Raw genomic sequence first — 24,098 nt, 5'->3', positions numbered from 1 at the left:
TTAACCGGCTGTCAGCCCTGACCGGGGCATATGAGCGGGGCGGGCGCAGGCTCGTGGGTGTGCAGCCATGACCATCAGCTTCGATCCGACGCTTCTGCTGAGCTACTATCAGGCCAAGGCGGGGATCCCGTCGGCCACGGCGTCGGGAACCGGCGCCCCCACCGCCAAGGTCGCCCCCACGGCGCCCTGGAGCTCGCCGGCAACCCCGGCCCAGGTCAGCGCGGCCGTGAAGAGCGCGATGTCCGGGACCAAGCTGGTCGACGAGAACGCCGCCAAGCTGGACCTGCCCGGCGCCAGCGCCGACTACAAGAAGCTCTTCGCCCTCTACCAGAGCCTCGACACGCTGAGCGGCGTCGCCAACCAGATGACGGCGAAGGGCCTGACCAACAGCAGCAAGACCCAGATCAGCTCGGTGTTCACCAAGGGCCTCAGCGAGATCGAGGCCTATATGAAATCCGCCCAGTTCGACAAGCTGCGCCTCACCCAGGGCGCGACCGCGTCGACGGTGAAGACCACCCTGGGCGTGCCGACCAACACCACCGTCACCTACGCCACGACGCCGCTCACCAGCTCCACCTCGGACCCGGTCCCGGCGTTCGAGGGGGACGTCCAGTTCAACATCTCCGTCAAGCGGGTGAACCAGACGTACGACGTGCCGATCGACCTGACGGCCATGGGCTCGCAGCCCCGGACGATCGGCAACGTCATCAACTTCATCAACCAGCAGCTCCAGGACGCGGGCGTCGAGACGCGGTTCGCCTCTCAGCGGATTCCGGGCCAGGCGCGCACCGTGACCGCGGGAACGAAGACCGTCACCTTGCCGCCGGGCCCCGACCAGTGGGCCATGCAGGTCAAGGTCGGCACCAGCGAGGCGGTCAGCTTCTCCGCCCCGGCGACGGCCGGCGCGCTCTATGTGGCGCAGAAGGCCGGCGACCCGGATCCCGACCATAACCCCGCCACCAACGACGGGGTCATCCAGCAGCAGCTGCTGAAGTTCCAGACCGACACCACGGCCGTCGCCACGCCGCCGCAGCCCGAGGGCGGCGCCAACTGGGTGGATGGACGGGTGTCGGCGCAGACCCTTGGGCCGGAGATCAAGACCGTCCATGCCCAGACCGTCGGTCCCGACGGCGCGGTCTACATGCTGGCCGACGTCACCGCGACGACGTCCGGCCAGGCGATCCAGGGCACGCAGGACGTCGCGCTGCTGAAGTACGATTCCGCGGGCAAGCTGCTCTACACCCGCACCCTCGGGGCCGCCGCCAGCGCCACCGGCCTCGGCCTGGCGGTCTCCGCCGACGGGAAGGTGGCGGTCGCCGGTTCGGTCAGCGGCGCCCTTGCCGGCTCCACCGACGGGGCGCTGAACTCCGGCACGACGGGCGCCTACGCCGGCGCCCCCGACAGTTTCGTCACGCTCTACGACGCTTCGGGCCAGGAACTCTGGACCCAGCGCCGGGGCGCGCGCCAGGACGACGAGGCGAGCCAGGTGGCGTTCGGCGCCGACGGCAGCGTCTATGTCGCCGGGCGATCGAAATCGGCGATGCCCGGCGGCGGCGACGCTCAGGGCAACTGGGACGCCTATGTGGAGGGCTTCAAGGCCGACGCGTCCGGCAAGGTCCAGACCCTGTTCACCCAGGGTTTCGGCTCGGCGGGCGCCGACAAGCCCGCGGGGCTGGTGGTGGACGGCAACGCGCTGGTCACCGCCAGCGTCGAGGACGGCCATGCCGTGCTGAGGCGCTTCGACCTGTCGAGCGGGACCCCGAGCCTGGCGTCGACCCGCGACGTCGGCGATCTGCAGGGCGGCGACATCGCCGGCCTGGCGCTGGACGGCGGGCAGGTGGTGCTGGCCGGCACGACGGCGAACGCCTCGCTGTCCGGCGGCTCGGTGACCCGGGCCTATTCCGGCGGCACGGACGCCTTCGCCATGCGGGTGTCGTCAACCCTGACGCCGGCCGCCGGGGACAAGATCGCCTACTACGGCGGCAGCGGCGACGACCGCGCCACCTCGCTCGCGGTCGCCAACGGCCAGGTGTGGATCGGAGGCTCCGCCGGGACCGACCTGCCGGGGCAGGATCCGGTCGGCGCGAAGGACGGCTTCATCGCCAATCTCGACGTGAACACCGGCGCCATCGGCTGGTCGCGGCGGTTCACCGGCAAGGACGGGCAGGCGGCGGTTTCGGCCATCGCCGTGGACCCCAAGGGCGCCAGCGTGCTCGATCGGCTGGGATTGCCGAACGGCGCCCTGGCCCCGGACACCACCCAGCAGATCACCGCCGTCAGTTCGCTGCGGGCCGGCGACCAGTTCACCATCGGCGTCGGCGCGGCCGTCGGCACGGTGACGATCGACCAGGCCGATACCCTCGACACCCTGGCCCAGAAGATCCAGCGCGCCTCGGGCTTCCAGGCCAAGGTGACCATCACCACGGTCAGCGGCGTCAAGCAGCTGAATATCCAGCCGGCGGTCGCCAGCGCCGTGCTCCAGATCGGCTCCGGCAAGACCGACAAGGACGCGCTGAAGCTGCTGGGCATTCCGGACGGGGTCGTCCGCACGACCACGACGGTCGGCGGGGTGACGGCGCCGGCCGACGGCAAGGGCCAGATCTACGGCCTGCAGATGGCCTCCGACCTCAACCTGTCGAGCGACGAGCAGGTGCGCCACGCGCTGGCCGAGATCGCCACCGCGCAAGGCGTCATCCGCAACGCCTACAAGGACCTGGTCACCGCCGCGACGCCGAAGTCCCAGCTGGCGGCGCAGGCGGCCGCCGCGGCCGCCAGCAAGAGCGGGGCGGTGCCGGCCTATCTGACCACTCAGATCGCCAACTATCAGGCGGCGCTGGATCGCCTCACGGGCGGCAGCGGCGGCAGCACAACCAGCGGCGCGGCGACCGGCGGCAGCATCGCCAGCACCCTCCTGGGCGGCGGCTGACCTCCGCCCGCGCGGCTTGAAAGCCGGCCCGGCGCAGTCTAGCGAAGGCCATGGACTTCACCGACCGCCGAACGCAGCTCGTGATCGCCGGCGGCGCGCTTGCGCTGATCGCCGGAGTCCTCATCGGCTGGGCGATGACGTCCGGGCATCGCGGCGAGCGCGCGCCGCCGCCGCCGGCCTCCCGCGGCGGACTCGTGATCGACTCCAACGCCGCCCCGAACGAAGGCCACATGGACCCCACGAAGCCGCTGCGCTGCTTCGTGGCCGGCCAGTTCGTGGGCGAGCTCACCCTGGCGCAGTGCGCCCAGCACAACGGGGTGGCCACCGACGCCCTGGACGTCGGCGTCGATCCTTCCGGCGCCCTGGCCGCGGCCGAACAGGCCGGCACCGTGCTGACCCCGCTGCCGCCCCCCGCCGAACCCGCCACCCCGGTCGCCGCGCCGCCGACCGCGCCGACCGCCGCCGCCGCCCCGCAGGCGGTCAGCGCGCCGACCGGAAGCTGCTGGCGCTACAGCGAGAGCCAGTGGCGCAAGCTGCCGACCGATCTCACCCTCAACGCCTGCGTCCAGACGCTGTTCGCCGGCCGCTGCGAGCGGCAGGGCGGCGCCACCTACGGCCGCTGGTTGCAGCAGACCCTGCGCCTGGTGCCCGGGCGGGTGGAGATCTCGGGCGACAACCGCAGCTTCCGCACCCTGGTGGAGCAGGGCGGCGGCTGCAGCGTTCCCCCGGTGGGCTGACGCCCTCGCGCCCGACTGACCCTTCGATAGGCTGGCCCCATGAACCGAACCGCCCTCATCGCCACCCTTGCCGCCGCCGCGGCGCTCTCGGCCTGCCAGAAGCGCACCGAGCCGCCCGGCGACGTGCGGGTCTGCTACCATGTGGTCCCGCAGAAGGACGGCTCGCTGAAGTACAACAAGCTGGTCGTCGCCCCGAACCTCGAGACCTGCGCGGCCAACCTGGAGGCCATGCGGGTCAAGTTCCTGCGCATGGGCGGCAACGCCCAGAACATCTACGGGGCCTACCAGGCCAACTTCCTGTTCCTGGAGAAGGAGGGGGTGATGACCTCCACCTCGCTGGAAGGCCCGCGCTACGTCGCGCTGGTGCGCACCGGCGACGGCCGGCTGGCGATCCCGGGCGCGATGCCGCAGTAGCGGCCAAATGCGCTGCGGCCAAAATGCGCTGTGGAGCGTCTGGAACAAAAACAGAACACGGGGTTGCCGAGGTGTTAACGGCGCGCTAAGCCTAGATCAGGGCTGACGGCCCGCATTCCACGGAAGCTTAGGACAATCGACATGGCGGGCAGCGTCAACAAGGTGATTCTGGTGGGCAACCTCGGGGCCGATCCCGAGATCCGCAGCCTCGGTTCGGGCGATCGGGTGGCGAACCTGCGCGTCGCCACGTCGGAGACCTGGCGGGACCGGTCCTCGGGCGAGCGCAAGGAGCGCACCGAGTGGCACCGGGTGGTGATCTTCAACGAGAACCTCGTGAAGGTGGCCGAGCAATACCTGCGCAAGGGCTCGAAGATCTACCTCGAGGGGGCGATCCAGACCCGCAAGTGGACCGACCAGTCGGGCCAGGAAAAGTATTCCACCGAGATCGTGCTGCAGAAGTTCCGCGGCGAGCTGACCATGCTGGACGGCCGCGGCGGCGACGCCGAACAGGGCGAGGGCGGCGGCTATTCCGGCGGCTTCTCCTCGTCGGCCGGTCCGAAGACCCAGAGCTCCGGCGCGCGCGAGGACTTCTCCGCCGACCTGGACGACGAGATCCCTTTCTAGCGGCTAACGGCTAGCCGGCGGCCTCCGCCGGGCAGGCGTCGGCGAGGCGCTTGGCGTCGGTGCTGGCGCGCACCGGGATCGTCACGCCGCCGACCTGGGTTTCGACCCGGGCGTCGAGGTGGAAGCTGTCGCTGGTGAAGACACCCTGGCCGGAGATCGGCACGGGCTTGCCTTCCCGCGTCTTGCAACTGCCCGCCAGCCGGATCTTGCCGTCGGCGATCTGCCGGGTCGGATAGGTGCAGGTGTAGATGTGGTTGCTCGGCCCCTCCATGAACTTGGCGACGTCCGAGGGCTTGATGCACCGGCGCTCGACCTTGCGCGTCGGGAACGGCGAGGTCACCCGGTTGGTGGTCTCCCAATAGCCGGGCTGGATGGCCGAGGGCTGGGCGGCGGCCGGGGCGGCGATCGCGGCGGCCAGCAGGAAGGGGATCAGGGGCTTCATGGCATCCCATATGGGGTCGGAGTCGTCGCAAGCTTGCCTGACCGGGCCTGAACGGTCGATGACCGCCAACATCGCCGCGACCGATCAGGCCGCGGTTTCGCCCACCCGTCGCCGATAGGCCTCCAGCACCGCGTCCCCGGCGGCGTCATAGAAGAAGGGCAGGAAGGCGTAGCGCCGCCCTGCCGTCACCCTCAGCGCCTCGTGCAGCAGGGCGCAGGAGAAGACCACCGCGCCGCCGACCGGCGGGCGGTAGGCGGCCGGGCCGAACTCCGGGAACCGCAGGTCGCCGCCCTGGAAATCGTCGTTCAGGTTGATCGAGCAGGCGAACTTGCGGTGCGCCGTGCCCTGGGTGGTGTTGTCCCGGTGGGCGTGGAAGACGCCGCCTTCCGCGGCGTCGTAGCAACTCACCACGTAGCGCTCGATGTGGGTCGCCTCGAAGCCGAGGGCCTTCTGGATCTGCGGGAACAGCCGCCGCTCCAGCCGCTCGCGGACCTGCGCCTGCAGACCGGGCTCGGTCACCAGCACGTCACGGCGCTTCTTCAGCTCGTCCATCACCGCCACCGTGCGGTCGCCGGCGTCGCGCATGACGCCGGTGAACGGCGCCTCGCCCGCCGCGTGCAGGGCGATCAGCGCCTGGCAGAGCTCGGGCTCGAAGATCCGCGGCGCGATCAGCACCGGGGCGTGCAGCGGAACCCCGGCGTGATCGCCGGGCGCGGGCAGGGCGGCGAGCACGCGGAATACGCTGGCGGTCTCGGCCAGCGGGGCCGAGCCCATCACCCGCAGCGCCGGGTCGAGCAGCATCCAGGCGAAGGCGTCAGCCTCCCCGTCCAGCCCGAACTGGCGGCTCACCTGGCCGTCGAGGTCCAGCACCCAACGCAGGCCGCGCATGTCCTTCGCCGTCTCGGCGGTCTGGGCGTCGCGGGCGACGGCGAACGCCGACAGCTTGGCGTCGTCGAACAGCGCCTGATGGGCGGCCAGCGCCTTCAGGGCCGTGGTGCGGCCCTCCACGTCCCGCGGCAGGAAGGCCAGCAGGATGAAGCGGCCCGCGACCGTGTCGAAGGCGAACTCCGGGTTGGACGGCGTGGCGGCGTGGAACCAGGGCGCGGGCTCGCCGGGCGTCAGCGGCATGGGAGGGTCCTCTCGGCCGGCTGTTCTAGGCTCCGGCGGGCGTCCGGTCATCTGCGGCGACGCGCCTCGCGCGGGCGCACGCGCGGGAGTTGGCGCAAAGGCCTACAGAATGCTAACAACAATCCCCACATAAGCAGTCCGATTCTAACGGCAAAATCCCTCCCTTGACCGACGAGAACACTACCCCTCCGGACGACCGGCGCGGGGGCGTCGCCCCTATCGCGATCGAAGACGAGCTGAAGCGCTCGTATCTCGACTACGCCATGAGCGTGATCGTCAGCCGCGCCTTGCCTGACGTCCGCGACGGGCTGAAGCCGGTGCACCGGCGCATCCTGTTCTCGATGAACGAGCAGGGCCACACGCCCGACCGCTCCTACGTCAAGTCCGCCCGCGTGGTCGGCGACGTGATGGGTAAGTACCACCCGCACGGCGACTCGGCGATCTACGACACCATGGTGCGCATGGCGCAGCCCTTCTCAATGGGCCTGCTGCTGATCGACGGCCAGGGGAACTTCGGCTCGGTGGACAACGATCCCCCGGCGGCCATGCGCTACACGGAATCGCGCATGACCAAGGCGGCCATGGCGCTGCTGGCCGACCTCGACAAGGACACCGTCGACTTCAAGGACAACTACGACGGCACCGAGCAGGAGCCGGTGGTGCTGCCCGCGCGCATCCCCAACCTGCTGGTGAACGGGGCCGGCGGCATCGCCGTCGGCATGGCCACCAACATTCCGCCGCACAACCTCGGCGAAGTGGTCGACGCCTGCCTGGCCTACATCGACAACCCGGAGATCGGGCTCGAAGACCTGCTCGACATCGTGCCCGGGCCCGACTTCCCCACCGGCGGCGAGATCATCGGACGGACCGGCGCCCGCCAGGCGCTGATGACCGGCCGCGGCTCGGTGATCATGCGCGGCAAGGCCAGCATCGAAGAGGTCCGCAAGGAGCGCGAGGCGATCATCATCACGGCGATCCCCTACCAGCTGAACAAGGCTTCGCTGGTGGAACGGATCGCCGAACTGGTGCGCGAGAAGCGCATCGAGGGCATCGCCGACCTGCGCGACGAGAGCGACCGCGACGGCATGCGGATCGTCGTCGAGATGAAGCGCGACGCCTCGGCCGAGGTGATCCTCAACCAGCTCTACCGCTACACGCCGCTGCAGTCCTCGTTCGGGGTCAACATGCTGGCCCTGAACCGTGGCAGGCCCCAGCAGATGGGGCTGCGCGAGATGATCACCGCCTTCGTGGAGTTCCGCGAAGAGGTGGTGGTCCGGCGGATCAAGTTCGAGCTGGGAAAGGCCCGTGACCGCGGCCACGTCTTAGTCGGTCTCGCCATCGCCGTCGCCAACATCGACGATTTCATCCAGATCATCCGCTCCTCCAAGGACCCGGGCGAGGCGCGCGAGCGCCTGGTGGCTCGCGACTGGCCGGCGGGCGACATGCTGCCGCTGGTCGAGCTGATCGCCGACCCGCGCTCGCTGGTCATCGACGGCGACAAGATCCGGCTCACCGACGAGCAGGCCCGCGCCATCCTGGCGCTGACCCTGTCGCGCCTGACCGGCCTCGGCCGCGACGAGATCTTCGGCGAAGCGCGCGAGCTGGCCGGGACCATCGCCGGCCACCTGGACGTGCTGTCCTCGCGCGAGAAGATCATGGCCATCGCCCGCCAGGAGCTGGTGGAGGTCCGCGAGGCCTTCGCCGTGCCGCGGCGCACGGACATCGTCGACGGCGACGCCGACGTCGAGGACGAGGACCTGATCGCCCGCGAGGAGATGGTGATCACCGTCACCCACGGCGGCTATGTGAAGCGCACCCCGCTCAGCATCTACCGGACCCAGCACCGGGGCGGGAAGGGCCGCTCCGGCATGGCGACCAAGGAAGAGGACGCGGTCACCCGGGTCTTCTCCGCCAACACCCACACCCCGATGCTGTTCTTCTCCTCCGGCGGCAAGGCCTACAAGCTGAAGGTCTGGCGCCTGCCGATCGGCACGCCGACCTCGCGCGGCAAAGCGTTCGTCAACCTGCTGCCGATCGAGCCGGGCGAAAGCATCACTTCGATCCTGGCCCTGCCCGAGGACGAGGCCAGCTGGGACCAGTACGACGTGATGTTCGCCACCCGCTCCGGCGGGGTGCGGCGCAACAAGCTCTCGGACTTCGTGGACATCCGCCGCAACGGCAAGATCGCCATGAAGCTCGACGAGGGCGACGCCATCGTCGGCGTCGGCGTCTGCAACGCCCAGGCCAACGACATCCTGCTGACCACCGCGCTCGGCCGCTGCATCCGTTTCGCGACGGAGGAGGTGCGGGTGTTCGCCGGCCGCGACTCCACCGGCGTGCGCGGCATCCGCCTGGCCGAGGGCGACCGCGTCATCTCCATGGCCATCCTGCGGGCCGTGCCGGCCACGCCGGCTGAGCGCGCCGCCTACCTGAAGCACGCCAAGGCCATGCGCGCGGCGACCGGCGAAGGCGAAGAGGGCGACGAGACGCCCGTGGTCGAGGACGACGAGGCCGAGGGCGACGACATGGTCAGCCTCAGCCCCGAGCGGATCGCCGACCTGGGCGCCGCCGAGGAGATCATCCTCACCGTGTCCACCGAAGGCTTCGGCAAGCGGACCTCGGCCTACGAGTTCCGGCGCACCGGCCGCGGCGGCCAGGGCCTGCTGGCCCAGGACCTCACCAAGCGCGGCGGCCGCCTGGCCGCCTCCTTCCCGGTGGAGGATCCCGACCAGATCCTGCTGGTCACCGACCAGGGCCAGCTGATCCGCACCCCGGTGGCGCAGGTCCGCCTGGCCGGCCGCAACACCCAGGGCGTGACCATCTTCCGCAAGGGCGCGGACGAGCATGTGGTGTCGGTCGAACGGCTGGCGGACAGCGGCGAGGACGAGGAGAACGGCGAGGAGCCGGGCGGCGTCGTCGCCGGCGGCGAGACGCCCGAGACCTGAGCCTGACAAGATTGGGCTTGCCATAACGCCGATCCGCAGCGAAAGCCGAGGTGGGTAAGTTGGGGGATCAAGCCGCATGATGCGCGTCGGGCTCTATCCGGGCACGTTCGACCCAATCCACAACGGGCACACCGACATCATCGGGCGGGCCGTGAAGCTGGTGGACAAGCTGGTCCTGGGCGTGGCCATCAACACCGGCAAGAGCCCGATGTTCAGCCTGGAAGAGCGGGTGGAGATCGTTGAGGAGGCGGCCGCGCCGCTGCGCAACCGCGCGGAGATCGTCGTCCAGCCGTTCGAGGGCCTGACCATGGCCTTCGCCCGCGAGGTCGGCGCCTCGGTGATCGTCCGCGGCCTGCGCGCCGTGGCCGACTTCGAATTCGAATTCCAGATGACCGCCATGAACCAGCAGCTCGACCGCGAGATCGAGACGGTCTTCCTGATGGCCGACCCGCGCCACCAGGCGATCGCCTCGAAGTTGGTGAAGGAGATCGCGGAACTGGGCGGGGACGTGGCGAAATTCGTCAGCCCGCACGTCAAGGAACGGCTGCTGCAGAAGGTCGGCCGCGCTTGAGCCACACGGCCGGTGCGGATGGGCTGGTCCGCGAGGCCGCGGCCTATTACGAGTGACCCCATGAATCGCACTGCCATGCTCGTCGCCGCCCTGGCGGCCGTCGCCGCGACCGCTGTCGCCGCTCCCAAGCCCAAGCCCAAGGCTCCGCCCGCCGCCGCGCCGGCCGCCGCCGCGGCGCCCGGCCAACCTTCCGCTGCCGACTGGCGCACGCCCGATCCGAGCGACGTCCTGGTGATCGACACCAACAAGGGCCGTGTGCTGGTCGAGATGGTCCCCGAGGCGGCGCCGCAGACCGTGGCGCGCATGCGCGAGCTGGCGCACGAGAATTTCTTCGACGGCCAGCGGTTCTTCCGGGTGGTCGAGAACTTCATGGACCAGACCGGCGACCCGCAGAACAACGGGCAGGGCGGCTCGACCAAGCCCAACGTGCCCGGCGAGTTCGTCTTCCGCCGTGGGACCGACCTGCCGTTCGCCACGGCGGCGGACCAGACGGTGGCGGAAATCGGCTTCGTGAAGACCCTGCCGGTGATGAGCCAGTCGATGGCGCTCGCGCCGCTGACCCGGGACCAGAAGGTCGCCGCCTGGGGGCTGTTCTGCCAGGGCGTCGCCGGCATGGCGCGGGGCCAGGATCCGAACTCCGGCAACAGCCAGTTCTTCCTGATGCGCGCGCCCTATCCGTCCCTGGAAAAGAACTACACGGCCTGGGGCCGGGTGATCGCCGGCCAGGACGTGGTCGTGGCCATCAAGGTGGGCGAGCCGGTGGCTGATCCGCAGGACCGGATGGAACGCGTGCGCCTGCTCGCCGATTTGCCTCCCGCGGACCGGCCGAAGGTCCGGGTGGTCGATACCAAGAGCGCCTGGTTCAAGTCCGCCATCGAGCGGGCCCGGGCGCAAAAAGGGGCCGACTTCTCGGCCTGTGACGTGACAATTCCTGCTGAGGTGAAGTGATGGCCGACGATGCCGAGAACACTCTGATCATGACGCTCGAGAGCGGTCCGGTGACCATCAAGCTGCGGCCCGACCTGGCGCCCGGCCACGTGGAGCGCATCAAGGAGCTGGCGCGGGAAGGCTTCTACGACGGCGTCGTCTTCCACCGCGTGATCCCGGGCTTCATGGCCCAGGGCGGCGATCCCAGCGGCACCGGCTCGGGCGGCTCGGAAAAGCCGAACCTCAAGGCCGAGTTCAGCCGCGAGCCGCACGTGCGCGGCGTCTGCTCCATGGCCCGCACCCAGAACCCGAATTCGGCCAACAGTCAGTTCTTCATCTGCTTCGACGACGCCACCTTCCTCGACGGCCAGTACACGGTCTGGGGCGAGGTGGTCGAGGGCATGGACAACGTCGACGCCCTGCCCAAGGGCGAGCCGCCGCGCGCGCCCGGCAAGATCGTCTCCATGAAGGTCGCCGCGGACGCCTGACGGCCATGGCGCCGCGCCTGAAGGTCTTCGTCACCTCGGACGGGCTCACCGACTACGTCATCGCGACCAGCTCCAGGGCCAAGGCCCTGGCGGCCTGGGGCGTGCGCCAGGACATCTTCAAGGAAGGCCTGGCGCACGAGACCGACGATCCGGCGCTGGTGAAGGCGGCCACCGCCGAGCCCGGCGAGGTGCTGCGCCGGCCGGCCGGCACGCGCGCCGATCTTGCCAAGCTGAAGCCGCCGAAGGCCGCCAGGCCGGCCGGGCCGTCGAAGGCTGCGCTCAGGAAGGTGGCGGACCTGGAAACCAAGCTCGCCGCCCTCGACGCCGCGCATTCGCAGGCCCGCGCGAAGCTGGAGGCGGAGCGCGCGACGCTCGAGCGCAAGGCCGAGGCGCTCGACGCCGACCACACCGTCCAGCGGGAGAAACTCGAGGCGGCGCTCAGCGCGGCGCGACAGGCGCCAGGATGACGACCACCGGATAGTGGTCCGAGCCCAGCTTCGGGCCGCGCCTGACGCTCACGGTCGCCCAGCCGGACCCGGCGTAGACGTGGTCGATCGCCAGGTAGGGAAAGCCGGTCCACCGCAGCCGCTTGTACTGCACCGCCGGCCAGGAGAAGAGCGCCCGCTCCCGGCGGACCAAGCCCAGCGCGCGGTCCCAGCGCCGGCGGGAGAACGACCAGGGCGTCGAGTTGAAATCGCCGGTGACGATGGTCCGCTCGCGCGGAAACCTCGCCACGGCTGCGGCCAGCCTGCGTTCCTGCATCGGCTGGTCGGGATCGGTCGGCCAGGCGTTGTGGACGCCCAGGACGGTGAACTCGCCCCGGGCGTCGCGGAAAGTGGCGCGCGACAGCGGTCCGGACCGGTGGCCCAGGAAGGCCACGCCGTCGGCCACCGGCGGCCGGCGCGACAGGATCATCACCTCGCACTTCGGGCAGGTGACGTACCAGTTGGTCTTCGCGGCGATCAGCGCCCGGATCGCCGGGGTCGTCTCCTCGATCACCACGATGTCGGGCGCCTCGCGGGCCAGCCAGTCGATGGTGCGCTCGAGGTCGGCGTTGTTATGCCAGGCGTTGAACTGGACGATCTTCAGCTGGCCCGGAGCCCCGGGCGCGGCGTGAGGCCCGGTGTGGCGGACCAGTTCCGGTGCGATCAGGGCGCCGGCGGCGAACGTCCCGACCAGCCCCAGGCCGACGATCGCCACGCGGACCGGTCCGCGCAGCGCCAGGCCGGCGAGCGTCGCCACCAGGGCCCCGGCCAGCCAGAACGGCGCGAAATGGGTGAGGACGTCGAAGGCGAGGCTGGTCCGGCCCCATTGCGCCGCCACCGCCGCGGCCGCGCAGACGGCGCCCAACCCGAGCAGGAACGTGGCCAGGATCGCCGTGAACACGACTCGCAGGAAGCGCATCGAAAGGGCTCTATCACGGTCGCGCGCTTGACGTGCAGGCCCTCGCATGGCCTTGACCCGCCCTTCATGCAGCTTGCCGATTTCGACTTCGATCTTCCTGAGGACCGCATCGCCCTGCGGCCCGCGAGCCCGCGGGATTCCGCGCGCCTGCTGGTGGTCGAGCCGGGGCAGGCGCTCCGTGACCTGCAGGTGCGCGACCTGCCGGGCCTGCTGCGGGCCGGCGACATCCTGGTGCTCAACGACACCCGGGTGATTCCCGCGCGGCTGAAGGGCGTGCGCAGGCGCGAGGCGACCAGCATGCGGGTCGAGGCCACCCTGCATAAGCGCCTGTCGCCCCACGCCTGGACGGCGTTCATGCGGCCGGGCAAACGGCTGGCGGTGGGCGACCGGGTGTCGTTCGGCGAGACCGACGACCGCGCCTGCCTGCTGGGCGCGCTGGACGCCACGGTGAAGGCGAAGGGCGAGGGCGGCGAGGTGACGCTGGCCTTCGACCTCTCGGGGCCGGACCTCGACGCGGCCATCGCCGAGCGCGGCGCCATGCCGTTGCCGCCCTATATCGCCGCCAAGCGGGGCGAGGACGCCCAGGACCGCACCGACTACCAGACCGTCTATGCCGAGGAGGACGGCTCGGTCGCCGCGCCCACCGCCGGCCTGCACTTCACGCCTGAGCTGTTCGCCCGCCTCGCCGAGGCTGGCGTGGAGACCGCCTTCGTCACCCTGCACGTGGGGGCCGGCACCTTCCTGCCGGTGAAGACCGAGAACCTGGCCGAGCACCGGATGCACGCCGAGTGGGGCGAGGTCGACGCCGCCACCGCCGAGCGGCTGAACGCCGTGCGCCGGGCCGGCGGGCGGATCGTCTGCGTCGGCACCACCTCGCTGCGGCTGCTGGAGTCGGCCACCGGCGAGGACGGCGTGGTCCGCCCGTTCATGGACGAGACCGCCATCTTCATCACCCCCGGTTACCGCTTCCGCGCCGCCGACGGACTGGTCACCAACTTCCACCTGCCGAAGTCGACGCTGTTCATGCTGGTCTCGGCCTTCGCTGGGCTGGAGACCATGCGCGCGGCCTACGCCCACGCCATCGCCACCGGCTACCGGTTCTATTCCTACGGTGACGGCAGCCTGCTCTGGAGGGCCGCCTGATGGCCGGGTTCCCGTTCACCATCGCCGCCACCGACGGCGAGGCCCGCACCGGCGTGCTCTCGACCTCCCGTGGCGACATCCGCACGCCGGCCTTCATGCCCGTGGGCACCGCCGCCACCGTCAAGGCGCTGACCGTGGACCAGGTCGCGCAGAGCGGCGCCGACATCATCCTGGGCAACACCTACCACCTGATGCTGCGGCCGACCGCCGAGCGGGTGGCGCGGCTGGGCGGGCTGCACCGGTTCATGCGCTGGGAGAAGCCGATCCTCACCGATTCCGGCGGCTTCCAGGTGATGTCGCTGTCGAAGATCTCCAAGGTGAAGGAGGACGCCGTCACCTTCCAGAGCCACCTGGACGGCTCCAGGCACGTGCTCAGCCCCGAGCGGTCGATCGAGATCCAGGCCGACCTGCTGGGCTCCGACATCGTCATGCAGCTCGACGAATGCGTCGCCTGGCCGGCCGAGGAGGCGCGGGCGGCCGAGGCCATGCGGCTGTCGGCGCGGTGGGCGCAACGCTGTAAGAACGCGTTCGGCGAACGCGATACGCAAGCGCTGTTCGGCATCCAGCAAGGCTCCACCTTCGAGGCTCTGCGGCGCGAATCCGCCGACCGGCTGATCGAGATCGGCTTCGACGGCTACGCCATCGGCGGGCTGGCGGTGGGTGAGGGGCATGAGGGCATGGTCGAGGTGCTGGAGTACGCACCGGCCATGCTGCCGGCCGACCGGCCGCGCTACCTGATGGGCGTCGGCAAGCCCATCGACCTGGTCGAGGCGGTGGCGCGCGGCGTGGACATGTTCGACTGCGTGCTGCCGACGCGGTCCGGGCGCCACGGCCAGGCCTGGACTTGGGAGGGCTCGGTGAACCTGAAGAACGCCCGGTTCGCCGACGACGACGAGCCCCTCGATCCCACGAGCGACGTGCCGGCCAGCCGCGACTACTCCAAGGCCTACCTGCACCACCTGGTGAAGTCCGAGGAGATCCTCGGCCAGGTGCTGCTCTCCTGGCACAACATCGGCTTCTTCCAGACCCTGATGGTCCAGCTGCGCGCCGCCATCGCCGAAGGCCGGCTGGACGCCTTCCGCCGCGAGTTCAAGGCGCGTCAACGGATCGGATAGCGGGGCTTCATGTCCTGGGTGACGACCGGGGCGCCGGCCAGCACGTGCGAGGGCGTCGCCGGCGGGCTGCAGCCATGCGCCTCGCCGAGGCCCTTGAGGTAGGCGCGGCGCACGCCGCCGGCGGTGATCGCCGCCTGCACCAGGCGATCGTGCCGCTCCGCGCCCGACAGCTTACGCACCCAGCCGCGGAACGGGATGGCGTCGGAGGCGACGCCGGCCACCGCGCCCAGCGCGGTCGTCCGGCCCTTCTGCAACAGGTCGTCCTCGTCCACCGATGGCTCGTCGAGATCGGCGCCCAGGGCGTCGTTCAGCGGCTTGAGCAGGGCGGCGAGCTCCGTGCATTTGAGCTTCTTCGACGGTCGCCCGTAGGGGTCGGCCATGGCCTGCAGCAGCACCTCCGGGATCCAGGTGCGCCGGACGTTGAGATCGCGCAGCGGCGCCGACACCGCGCCCTTGATGTCCTCGCGGTTGGCGGCCGAGGTGGTCTGCACGCGCTGGGAGCCGTTAGGCGGCGGCGTGGCGGCGCAGCCGGCGCCCGCGAGCGCGGCGGCGAGAAGGCAGGCGAGGGAGATTCGGCGCATCGCGGCCAATTCTAGCCGACCGTTCGCCGCTGTTTAAGGCCGCGCCGCCCTTGCGCGGACAGGGGCTGGCGCCTAAGGTCCGCGCCGCTTCGCCGGGGCGTCCGAAGGACCCTGTGCGTCGTGGGCCGGTAGCTCAGTGGTAGAGCATTCGACTTTTAATCGAATGGTCGTGAGTTCGAACCTCACCCGGCCTACCAGATTTGATAATGATATCAGCAAGTTAAAGTTCCGTGGTCGCGGAACGATGTTCACCGGCCGCTTTAGGTCGGTGAGATGCGAGCGATGGGCTAGTTCCGGCGACGAGAGGTCCCCGGACTCCGGCGGGCGGGTTGGGCCGCGCCGGAGCCGGGGTGGCCGGCGTCAGGCGGCCCTGGCCGCCTCGTCCTTCAGGGACTGCATGTCGATGACGAAGCGGTACTTCACATCGCTCTTCAGCATGCGGGCGTAGGCGGCCTCGATGTCCTGCATCGGGATGATCTCGATGTCGGAGACGACGCCGTGGGCGGCGCAGAAGTCCAGCATCTCCTGGGTTTCCGGGATGCCGCCGATGCCGGAGCCGGCGATGGAGCGCCGCGCCATCAGGAGCGGGAAGACCGACGGGCTCTTGTGCGCTTCAGGCGGCGCGCCCACCAGCACCATGGTCCCGTCCAGCGCCAGGGCGGCGATGTAAGGGTCGAGGTCCATGGGAACGGCGACGGTGTTGATGATCAGATCGAAGGTGCGGGCCTGGGCGGCCATCGCCTCGGGGTCCCGCGACAGCACCACGTGGCTGGCGCCCAGTCGGCGGGCGTCATCTTCCTTGCCCGGCGAGGTTGTGAAGAGCGTCACCTCCGCGCCCATGGCGTGGGCCAGCTTGACGGCCATGTGGCCGAGGCCGCCCAGGCCGACGACCCCGACCTTCTTGCCGGGCCCGGCGTTCCAGTGCCTGAGCGGCGAATAGGTGGTGATGCCGGCGCAGAGCAGCGGCGCGGCGGCGGCCGGGTCCAGGCCGTCGGGGAGGCGCAGGACGAACTCCTGCCGCACGGTGATCTTGTCGGAGTAGCCGCCGTAGGTGTTGGCGCCGGTCCCTTGCTCGGGGCCGTTGTAGGTGCCGGTCATCCCGACTTCGCAGTACTGCTCGAGCCCCCGCTTGCAGGGGTCGCAGTGCTGGCAGCTGTCGACCATGCAGCCGACCCCGACGAGGTCGCCTTCCTTGAACTTCGAAACCTGGGCGCCGACGGCGGAGACCCGGCCGATGATCTCGTGGCCCGGCACGGAGGGAAACATGACCCCCTGCCATTCGCCGCGGGCGGTGTGCAGGTCGGAGTGGCAGACGCCGCAGAACAGGATGTCGATCGCGACGTCGTTGGGGCCGGGGTCGCGGCGTTCGAAGCTGAAGGGGGCGAGCGGCGTGGCGCCGCTTTGCGCGGCATAGGCGTGGGCGTGCATCAGAAAGGTCCAGGCAAGTTTGGGGAGCGTCCGTCGGGGGACGAACAGGCTGCAGATGTGCGCTCAGAGGCAAAACGTCAGACCTTGACAGCGTCGCGCCGCAGACCGGCTCGCCGAATTTGTCGTGCAGCCCGATTCAGACCGAGGCTGGTCGCGCAGGATCGCGGTCAGGGGGCGCAAGATCGACTGCCCCCCCGAGGCTCCGTCTCGCCGCGTTAGTGCAGCCGCGCCACAAGGGTGGCCAGGCGGTGCAGGTTCTCTTCGACGTGGTGTCTGCGAGCCCAGGGCGCCTGGGGAATCGGGAGCTTCGGCTTGTTCCGCACGTGGACGGTCACAACGGAACCGCCTGCGGTCGGAGCGACCTGGTACACGACGACGCCGCTCTCGGATCCCTCCACGATCTCCATCACAAGGCGGCGATCGGGTTCCAGCTCCGTGACCTCCGTCACAAACGGGGCCCGCATGCCCAGCAGGCCGGCCGGGTGACGGACGCGAGAGCCGACGGAGATCGGGCCGTCGGTCAGCTTCTCCGCGTTCCCGGCTTTCCCGACCCATTGGGCCTCAAGCTCAGGATCGAACATTATCCGGGCGACCTCGGCAGGCGCGGCGTGAATGACATGCTCGACGTGGAGTTCCACGGGACACGCTCCTGGAATGATCACGCATTCAACGGAGGAATTTCACCAAGCGCCAATCAATTTGACCTGTTCGCCCATGGAGCCCGTACCAGCGGCGACGCCGATCTGGCCTCCAGATCTACTGGTCGTATTCGAACCCGGCCTTGGCCTTCTTCGGCGCGCCGAAGGTGTAGACGAAGCCGACGTAGGCGATGCGGCCGATCTGGTGGCGCAGGTAGTCGTCGCGGAGCTGCGGCGTGGTGACGAGCCGGCGGTACCGCTGGCCGTCGAAGAGGTCGCTCACGGTCAGCGTGACGGCCAGGTCGGGCCGGATCTGCCGGCGGTAGCCGATGTTCACCAGGTTGAGGGCGGTGACGTAGCCCTGGGGCGTGAGCCGCTTGTCCGACCGCGAGACCGAGATCTGGGCGGTGTCCGCGCTGGTCGGGCGGTAGTCGAGGCTGGCCTTGAGGTTCACGCCCGTCGTCGACTTCAGTCCGGCCGCGCCGAGCGAGACGGCGTCGATCTGGCTGTAGAAGACGTCGCCGCTGACGCCGTAGGACAGTTTCGGATTGATCCTGCCGTTGGCGCTGAATTCCACGCCGCTGGACCGGGTCAGGGGCAGGTTGGCCTTGGTCACCAGGACCACGTCGGCGCTGATCGGCGTGGTGACGTCGGTGACGCTGTTGCGGTCGGTGCGGTAGTAGGCGGTGGCGCTGTAGGTCTGCGAGATCACCGTGCCGCTGTAGCCGAGCTGGTACGACCAGGTGTCCTGCGGGCGCAGGTCCGGATTGCCGGCCCGCAGGTTGTGGGTGTCCTGGTAGTCGACGAAGGGGTTGAGGGCTTCCGGGTCCGGGCGGGTGGTCCGCCGGGTGACGCTGGCCGAGAGCTTGCCGGCGTCGCCGACGTCGCGATCCAGGTGCAGGCTCGGATAGGCGGCGACGTCGCTGCGGCCGCCGGGGACGTCGCCGGTGATCTGCAGGGTGGAGACGTGGGTCGCTTCCAGCCGCAGGCCGGCCTGCAGGCGCCAGGCGCCCAGCGGGGTCTGGTACTCGCCATAGGCCGCGTTCACCTGCTGCCGGTACCGGAAATGGTTGGTGAGGAGCGGATTGGCCACCGGCAGGCCGCTCGCCGGATCGATGTTGTCGCCGGTGTTGTCGAAGGCGTTCTGGTCGCCCTCGAAGTCGTAGCCGAATTTCACCTCCCGCTCGTGCGCCAGCGGCAGGTCGTAGTCGGCGCTGAACTCGGTCTTCACGATGTCGTGGCTGAGGTGCAGGTCGTCGAAGGTCGGGGCCGCCGCGGGCATGGCGAAGGTGTTCTGATAGGCGTAGCGCTCGCGCTCGCGGTTGACGCTGCGTTGCAGGGCGATGCTGAGCGTCTCGTTCGGACGCCAGAGCTTCTGGTCGAAATGCAGAGCCTCGCTCTCGTCGACGCTCCACTCGTGGCCGTCGCTGTGCCGGTCGGAGAGGCTCGTCGCCGGCCCCATCGCCGGGCCGCTGAGGTCGTGCTGATCGAAGAACCGCGCCCCGGTCAGCTCACGGTGGCTGAACGAGGCGCCGACCGATTGGCGGTCGTTCAGGTCGTAGTCGACGCTGCCCCTGACCGAGGGGATCAGGCGGCGGAAATGCTCGTCGATGTTCTGCTGGCTCTGGACCAGGTCGTTCGAGGTCGGATCCAGCACCGTGCGGTTCGAGGTCGTCAGGCGCTCCTTGGCGTCCTGGCGCAATCCGATCCCGCCGGAGAGCTTGAGCCTGTCGGTGTTGTAGCTGCCGTCGACCCCGAACACGTAGCGGCGCTTGTCGCCCACGGTCAGTTGCGTGGAGCCGGAGAAGCCCGCCTTGCGGGTCTTCTTGGTGATGATGTTGATGACGCCGCCGGAGCCCTCGGCCTTGAACTGGGCCGGCGGATTGGCCAGCACCTCGACCCGGTCGATCTCGCTGGCCGGGAACTGCAGCAGGCTCAGTCCGCGGGCCGCGCCGGAGAACTGGGCGGACGGCTTGCCGTCGACCAGAACCGTGACGTTGCCGTCGCCGCGAAGGGTGATGCCGCCATCCACGTCGACCGCCACCGACGGGACGTTGTTGAGGATCTCCGCCGCCGAGCTGGAGGCGGCCATGACGTCGTTCGTGACCGTGTACACCTTGCGGTCGAGCAGGGTCTGGGCGGGCGGCCGCGTTGCGGTGACCACCACCTCATCGACCGCGTGCGCCGTCGAGGCCGACGTCGTCGGCGGGCTCGTCTGGGCGCGGATCGGAGTGGCGGAGGCGAGGGCCAGCAAGGCCAGGGGACCGAAAATATGTCTCATGCAAGCCCCCGGCGGCGAAACGCGCACGCGCCACCGCCCTATAGCGACCCGACTTGACCGTGGGGTGTACGCCGCATTGCAAATCGCCAATGTGGTCCCTGGCCGCCCTTCCGTCGCCCTGCGCCGGCGCTTAAGTTCTGCGGGCTGCGGCGGGCTACGACGGCCCATCGGCGCGCCATGTCGGCCCCGTTCCGGACGGTGGGTCAAAGCGTCGTCGCAAGAGCGCTTTCCCGCCGCAGCGACCGTCCGCTTTTGAGCCTTTCAGCTTGGCCGTGCGTTGATGCCGCCATGGCCATCGATCCCGACGTCCTGTCGCAGCTTCCGCCCCGGCCCTACGCCGAGGTGCGGCGGCAAGTGCGCGACGGCGACATCCTGCTGTGCTCCGCCGACGACAGCTTCTCGCGGTTGATCCGCTGGTCCACGCGCAGCCCGTGGAGCCATGTGGCGATCGCCTTCCAGCTGGAGGAGATCGGCCGGGTCATCGTGCTGGAATGCGTGGAGAAGCTCGGGGTCCGCGCCGTGCCGCTGTCGAGCTTCGTGGCCCGCACCAGCAACGGGACCGAGCCATATCCGGGCCGGATCCTGTTGGCGCGGCATGCGGGAATGGCCGCAAAATCCCGCGCCAAGCCGTTGAAGAAGATGGCGGAGTTCGCGTTCGGCCGGCTGGGCGACCGGTTCTCCCAGGCCGAGGTGCTGAAGATCGCCCTGCGGATCGTCCTGAGCCGCTTCGACGTCCGCCTGCATCCCAGCCTCGGGCCGAAGAACGAGTTCATCTGCTCCGAGTATGTCGCCCGATGTTTCGAGACCGTGGGGCTGGAGTTTCCCTGGGACGGGCTGGGGTTCATGGCGCCGGCCGACATCGCCGGCGACCCGCGCCTGGAGGCGGTGGCGCAGATCCGGACGTGACGCCTACTGCTGTTGTTGCTGCTGCTGGCGCTGCTGCTGCTCGTAGGCGTTGCCGGCGGCGCGTCGCTGGCCGTTGCGCGAACGGGTGGGCTGCGAGGTGCGCAGGAACTCCGGGTCGCTGAGCGCCGCGCGCGCGCGTCGCACCGAGACGCCAACCGCCAGCTGGCTCTCGGCGTCGCCCTTGTAGACGCCGCGCGACGGCGGCACGTCGGAGTAGTCGCGGCCGACCGCGCAGGCGATGTGGCGCTCGCCGGCGACGATGTTGTTGGTGGGGTCGAAGCCGATCCAGCGCAGGCTGGGCAGGAAGACCTCGACCCAGGCGTGGGTGGCGTCCGGATCGGAACGGTCGCCCGCCTTGCGGTCGGTGAACAGGTAGCCGGACACGTAGCGGGCCGGCACGCCCCAGGCGCGGCAGATCGCCAGCATCACGTGGGCGAAGTCCTGGCAGACGCCGCGGCGAGCCTGCAGGGAGTCGTCGATCGGGCTGTCGGCGCGGGTGACGCCGGCCTCGTAGGCGAAGGAGTCGTAGACGATCGCCGACAGGGCGCGCACGGCGCTCAGCGGGTCGCGGGCGCGCAGCTTGTCGAGGCCCTTCTCCGCCATGAAGGCCCGCAGCGCCTCGGTCTCGCGGGCGAAGCCGTGGGGACGCAGGAATTCGAAGTTCTCGCCGAGGACGAAGTCGGAGCGCAGGCGGTCCCATTCGCCGAGGTCCAGCGCCTCGGGCAGGGCCGTCGCCGGCTGGGTCTCGACCGCCGAACGGGCGGTGATGGTCAGCTGGTCGTGCGGCTGGGGGACGTCGAAGTGGTAGACCGCGTTGCCGAACGGGTCCGGATAGGAGAACAGCTGGGCCGCCGGATCGATCTCCAGGTCGAAGCTCACCAGCCGCTGCAGCGCGCCCTTCTGGGGCTGCATCCACACCTCCATGATGCTTTCGCGCACCGGCTCGTCGTAGAGGTAGCGGGTCACGTGGCGGACTTCGAGCAACACGGGCGGGTCCTTACGCCGGCAGGCGCTGTTCGAGGGGATAGGCCACGAAGTTCTCGTAGACGGCGCGGTGGATGTTGGCGCCCTCGTCCAGGATCGAGGCGATGAAGGCGCTGGCGCCCTGGGCCTGCACCTCATTCATGTCGGCGTACTTCAGCCGCGCCCTCAGCCGGCCGGCCAGGCGGTCTGGGCCCGTGGCCTCCATCGTCTCGAAGTGGCGGCTGAGGCTCGCCAGGTGCTCCTCGATCTGGGCGGTGCAGTAGCGCAGCGAGCGCGGGAAATCCTCGTCGAGCAGCAGGAACTCCAGGATGAAGCGCGGCTGCATGTCGGCGGTGTACTTGCGCAGGTAGGGCTCCAGCGCGCAGCTCATCCGCAGCAGGCTGGTCAGCGCGAAGTGGTCGGTGATCGGGCGTTTGCGGCCCTCGCCGAAGCAGACCTCCAGGAGGCCGCCGATCAGCTGGGCCCGCTCCAGGTAGACGCCCAGCAGCAGGAACCGCCAGCCTTCGCCGTGGCTCATGGTGGCGTCCGCCGCGCCCTTGAACAGGTGCAGGTCGGCGATGGTGTCGTGCAGGAAGGCCTGGGACCCCTCGCGGAAGGTCCGCTCGGCGTTGGGATCGTTCATCCGCAGGTAGATGAGGTTGAGCCGCTCCCAGGTTTCGGTGGTGATCTGGTCGCGCACCTGGCGGGCGTTCTCCCGCGCGCGCGCCAGCGAGGTGGCGATGGAGCCCTCGTCCTCGCGGTCGAGCACCAGGGCCAGCGCCGCCTCGTAGGGGTTCTGCGCCTCGGCGTCGGAATCGCCCACCGCCGCCAGGGCGATCCGCGCCACCTGGGTGGCGGCCTCGGTGCGGTCGAGGGTGGCGTTGAGCATGACGTCGGAGAGCCGGCACATGTGCTCGGCCCGCTCCACATAGCGGCCGATCCAGTAGAGGCTGTCGGCGACCCTGGCGAGCATCATGCGAGCCGTCCTCCGCCCAGAACTCCGAGCATCATGGCCGGAGCTCCTTGGTGTCGGTGAGCACCCAGGTGTCCTTCGAGCCGCCGCCCTGGCTGGAGTTGACCACCAGGGAGCCCTTGCGCAGCGCCACGCGGGTGAGGGCGCCGGGCGTCACCTCGATCTTGTCGCCGCACAGGATGAAGGGGCGCAGGTCGACGTGCCGCGGCTCGATGGTCGAATCGATCAGGCATGGCGCGGTGGACAGCTGGATGGTCGGCTGGGCGATGTAGTTGTCCGGATCCGCTTTCAACGCCTCAGCGAAGGTCTGCTGTTCGGCGCGGGTGGCGTGCGGCCCCACCAGCATGCCGTAGCCGCCGGAGGCGCCCACCGCCTTGACCACCAGCTTGTCGAGGTTTGCCAGCACATGGCCGAGCTGCGCCGGCTCGCGGCACAGGAAGGTCTCGATGTTGGGCAGGATGGCGTCCTCGCCCAGGTAGTAGCGGATCATTGCCGGGACGTAGGCGTAGACGGCCTTGTCGTCGGCGACCCCGGTGCCCGGCGCGTTGCAGATCACCACGTTGCCGGCCCGGTAGGCGTTGAACAGGCCGGCGGCGCCGAGGCCCGAGTCCCGGCGGAAGGTGAGGGGGTCGATGAAGTCGTCGTCCACTCGCCGGTAGATGACGTCGATCCGGCGCAGGCCCGTGGTGGTGCGCATGTAGACCATGTTGTCGTGCACCACGAGGTCGCGGCCCTCGACCAGCGGCACGCCCATCAGCCGCGCCAGGTAGGCGTGCTCGAAGTAGGCGGAGTTGTAGACGCCGGGCGTCAGCACCACGACCTGCGGATTGGGCCGCCACTCCGCCGCCATGCTCTTCAGCGTCGACAAGAGCAGGTCCGGATAGCGGTCGACCGGCCGCACCGAGGCGCCGCGGAAGGTGCCGGGGAAGACCCGCTTGGAGGCCTCGCGGTTGGCCAGCATGTAGGAGACGCCGGACGGGACCCGCAGGTTGTCCTCCAGCACCGCGAAGGCCCCGTCGGGCTGGCGGATGAGGTCCGAGCCGCAGACGTTGGCGTAGGCCTGGTGCGGCACGTAGAGGTTCTGCATCTCCCGGCGGTAGGACGGCGCGCTGAGCACCAGGTCGCGCGGGACGACGCCGTCCATCAGGATCTGCTGGCCGGAATAGATGTCGGCCAGGAACATGTTCAGCGCCCGCAGCCGCTGGATCAGGCCGGTCTCGATGGTCGACCACTCGTCGCCGGGGATGATCCGGGGCAGCAGGTCGGTGGGGATGATCCGCTCGGTGGAGCTCTCCGCGCCGTAGACCGTGAAGGTGATGCCCTGCAGCAGGAAGAACCGCTCCAGGGTGCGCTGGCGCTCGGCGAGGTCGTCGGAACTGAGGGTGTCGAGCCGCGCCTCGAGGGCGGCGTAGTGCGGCCGCACCCCGCCGTCGGCGGTGCGCATCTCGTCATAGGCTGTAGCCT

At 69.9% G+C, this 24,098-nt stretch carries 22 protein-coding genes and 1 tRNA gene; 13 read left to right on the top strand and 10 right to left on the bottom strand.

Features of this window, described 5'->3' with window-relative positions:
* Positions 1–67 precede the first annotated feature (67 nt).
* From DJ021_RS16820 to ssb, 4 genes are all read left to right on the top strand, one after another.
* Positions 68–2,926, top strand: coding sequence for a PQQ-binding-like beta-propeller repeat protein (locus tag DJ021_RS16820; RefSeq protein ID WP_111458635.1), 2,859 nt, complete (start codon positions 68–70; stop codon positions 2,924–2,926).
* Positions 2,927–2,976: 50 nt separating this feature from the next.
* On the top strand, positions 2,977–3,663 hold the full coding sequence (locus DJ021_RS16815; protein WP_111458634.1) for a hypothetical protein: 687 nt from the start codon (positions 2,977–2,979) through the stop codon (positions 3,661–3,663).
* Between the two features lie 39 nt (positions 3,664–3,702).
* Positions 3,703–4,077 carry a hypothetical protein gene (locus tag DJ021_RS16810; protein ID WP_111458633.1) on the top strand — a complete coding sequence of 125 codons (375 nt, stop codon included), beginning with the start codon at positions 3,703–3,705 and terminating at the stop codon, positions 4,075–4,077.
* A 141-nt stretch (positions 4,078–4,218) separates the two neighbouring features.
* Positions 4,219–4,701, top strand: coding sequence for a single-stranded DNA-binding protein (gene ssb, locus DJ021_RS16805; protein WP_111458632.1), 483 nt, complete (start codon positions 4,219–4,221; stop codon positions 4,699–4,701).
* Positions 4,702–4,711: 10 nt separating this feature from the next.
* Here the strand turns inward: ssb and DJ021_RS16800 are convergent, their stop codons facing one another.
* Together DJ021_RS16800 and DJ021_RS16795 are read right to left on the bottom strand one after the other, a co-directional pair.
* On the bottom strand, positions 4,712–5,143 hold the full coding sequence (locus DJ021_RS16800; RefSeq protein WP_165837251.1) for a DUF3617 domain-containing protein: 432 nt from the start codon (positions 5,141–5,143) through the stop codon (positions 4,712–4,714).
* Between the two features lie 84 nt (positions 5,144–5,227).
* Entirely contained in the window at positions 5,228–6,271 is a 1,044-nt protein-coding gene (locus DJ021_RS16795; protein ID WP_111458630.1) for a 2OG-Fe(II) oxygenase, read from the bottom strand.
* Between the two features lie 164 nt (positions 6,272–6,435).
* On the opposite strand from DJ021_RS16795, the gene gyrA reads away from it, so the two are divergent.
* The 5 genes from gyrA (at position 6,436) to DJ021_RS16770 (ending at position 11,669) form a co-directional block, all read left to right on the top strand.
* Positions 6,436–9,216, top strand: coding sequence for a DNA gyrase subunit A (gene gyrA / locus DJ021_RS16790; RefSeq protein WP_111458629.1), 2,781 nt, complete (start codon positions 6,436–6,438; stop codon positions 9,214–9,216).
* A 79-nt stretch (positions 9,217–9,295) separates the two neighbouring features.
* A complete protein-coding gene (coaD, locus tag DJ021_RS16785) occupies positions 9,296–9,787 on the top strand; it encodes a pantetheine-phosphate adenylyltransferase (RefSeq protein ID WP_111459153.1) in 492 nt (163 codons plus the stop codon).
* Positions 9,788–9,847: 60 nt separating this feature from the next.
* A complete protein-coding gene (locus tag DJ021_RS16780) occupies positions 9,848–10,735 on the top strand; it encodes a peptidylprolyl isomerase (protein ID WP_111458628.1) in 888 nt (295 codons plus the stop codon).
* Positions 10,735–11,202, top strand: a complete 468-nt coding sequence (locus DJ021_RS16775; RefSeq protein ID WP_111458627.1) for a peptidylprolyl isomerase — start codon at positions 10,735–10,737, stop codon at positions 11,200–11,202. The genes DJ021_RS16780 and DJ021_RS16775 overlap by 1 nt, the downstream gene beginning before the upstream one ends.
* Positions 11,203–11,207: 5 nt before the next feature.
* Entirely contained in the window at positions 11,208–11,669 is a 462-nt protein-coding gene (locus DJ021_RS16770) for a hypothetical protein (protein ID WP_111458626.1), read from the top strand.
* Here the strand turns inward: DJ021_RS16770 and DJ021_RS16765 are convergent.
* Entirely contained in the window at positions 11,641–12,606 is a 966-nt protein-coding gene (locus DJ021_RS16765; protein WP_111458625.1) for an endonuclease/exonuclease/phosphatase family protein, read from the bottom strand. The two genes, DJ021_RS16770 and DJ021_RS16765, sit on opposite strands and share 29 nt — an antisense overlap.
* Before the next feature lie 66 nt (positions 12,607–12,672).
* On the opposite strand from DJ021_RS16765, the gene queA reads away from it, so the two are divergent.
* Together queA and tgt are read left to right on the top strand one after the other, a co-directional pair.
* Positions 12,673–13,749, top strand: coding sequence for a tRNA preQ1(34) S-adenosylmethionine ribosyltransferase-isomerase QueA (queA, locus tag DJ021_RS16760; RefSeq protein ID WP_111458624.1), 1,077 nt, complete (start codon positions 12,673–12,675; stop codon positions 13,747–13,749).
* Entirely contained in the window at positions 13,749–14,864 is a 1,116-nt protein-coding gene (gene tgt / locus DJ021_RS16755) for a tRNA guanosine(34) transglycosylase Tgt (protein ID WP_111458623.1), read from the top strand. The genes queA and tgt overlap by 1 nt, the downstream gene beginning before the upstream one ends.
* Here tgt and DJ021_RS16750 read toward each other — a convergent pair.
* The gene (locus DJ021_RS16750) at positions 14,849–15,445 is read right to left on the bottom strand and encodes a hypothetical protein (RefSeq protein ID WP_111458622.1); all 597 of its coding nucleotides are present in this window, start codon (positions 15,443–15,445) and stop codon (positions 14,849–14,851) included. The two genes, tgt and DJ021_RS16750, sit on opposite strands and share 16 nt — an antisense overlap.
* 122 nt (positions 15,446–15,567) lie before the next feature.
* Between DJ021_RS16750 and DJ021_RS16745 the strand changes: the two genes are divergently transcribed.
* Positions 15,568–15,642 (top strand) — tRNA-Lys (locus DJ021_RS16745).
* A 163-nt stretch (positions 15,643–15,805) separates the two neighbouring features.
* On the opposite strand, the gene DJ021_RS16740 is transcribed toward DJ021_RS16745, so the two are convergent.
* The 3 genes from DJ021_RS16740 to DJ021_RS16730 all read right to left on the bottom strand — a co-directional run bounded on the left by DJ021_RS16740 (position 15,806) and on the right by DJ021_RS16730 (position 19,792).
* Positions 15,806–16,873, bottom strand: coding sequence for an NAD(P)-dependent alcohol dehydrogenase (locus tag DJ021_RS16740; RefSeq protein WP_111458621.1), 1,068 nt, complete (start codon positions 16,871–16,873; stop codon positions 15,806–15,808).
* A 215-nt stretch (positions 16,874–17,088) separates the two neighbouring features.
* Positions 17,089–17,511 (bottom strand): SRPBCC family protein, encoded by a 423-nt coding sequence (locus tag DJ021_RS16735; RefSeq protein ID WP_165837250.1) that lies wholly within the window; start codon positions 17,509–17,511, stop codon positions 17,089–17,091.
* A 118-nt stretch (positions 17,512–17,629) separates the two neighbouring features.
* Positions 17,630–19,792 (bottom strand): TonB-dependent receptor, encoded by a 2,163-nt coding sequence (locus DJ021_RS16730; RefSeq protein WP_165837249.1) that lies wholly within the window; start codon positions 19,790–19,792, stop codon positions 17,630–17,632.
* A gap of 288 nt (positions 19,793–20,080) precedes the next feature.
* Here DJ021_RS16730 and DJ021_RS16725 point away from each other — a divergent pair, with 288 nt between their 5' ends.
* Positions 20,081–20,698, top strand: coding sequence for a YiiX/YebB-like N1pC/P60 family cysteine hydrolase (locus DJ021_RS16725; RefSeq protein ID WP_165837248.1), 618 nt, complete (start codon positions 20,081–20,083; stop codon positions 20,696–20,698).
* Between the two features lie 3 nt (positions 20,699–20,701).
* Here DJ021_RS16725 and DJ021_RS16720 read toward each other — a convergent pair whose 3' ends face one another.
* Genes DJ021_RS16720 through DJ021_RS16710 form a run of 3 tightly spaced genes read right to left on the bottom strand, consistent with a single transcriptional unit; the run spans position 20,702 to position 24,078 of the window.
* Positions 20,702–21,685, bottom strand: coding sequence for a transglutaminase family protein (locus tag DJ021_RS16720; protein WP_111458617.1), 984 nt, complete (start codon positions 21,683–21,685; stop codon positions 20,702–20,704).
* A 10-nt stretch (positions 21,686–21,695) separates the two neighbouring features.
* Positions 21,696–22,637 carry an alpha-E domain-containing protein gene (locus DJ021_RS16715; protein ID WP_111458616.1) on the bottom strand — a complete coding sequence of 314 codons (942 nt, stop codon included), beginning with the start codon at positions 22,635–22,637 and terminating at the stop codon, positions 21,696–21,698.
* 31 nt (positions 22,638–22,668) lie between these two features.
* Positions 22,669–24,078 (bottom strand): circularly permuted type 2 ATP-grasp protein, encoded by a 1,410-nt coding sequence (locus tag DJ021_RS16710; RefSeq protein WP_111458615.1) that lies wholly within the window; start codon positions 24,076–24,078, stop codon positions 22,669–22,671.
* Positions 24,079–24,098: the final 20 nt, after the last annotated feature.

Origin of the sequence: Phenylobacterium hankyongense (assembly GCF_003254505.1) — a bacterium.
Classification (GTDB): domain Bacteria; phylum Pseudomonadota; class Alphaproteobacteria; order Caulobacterales; family Caulobacteraceae; genus Phenylobacterium; species Phenylobacterium hankyongense.
This window is presented reverse-complemented; position numbering and strand designations above follow the sequence as displayed.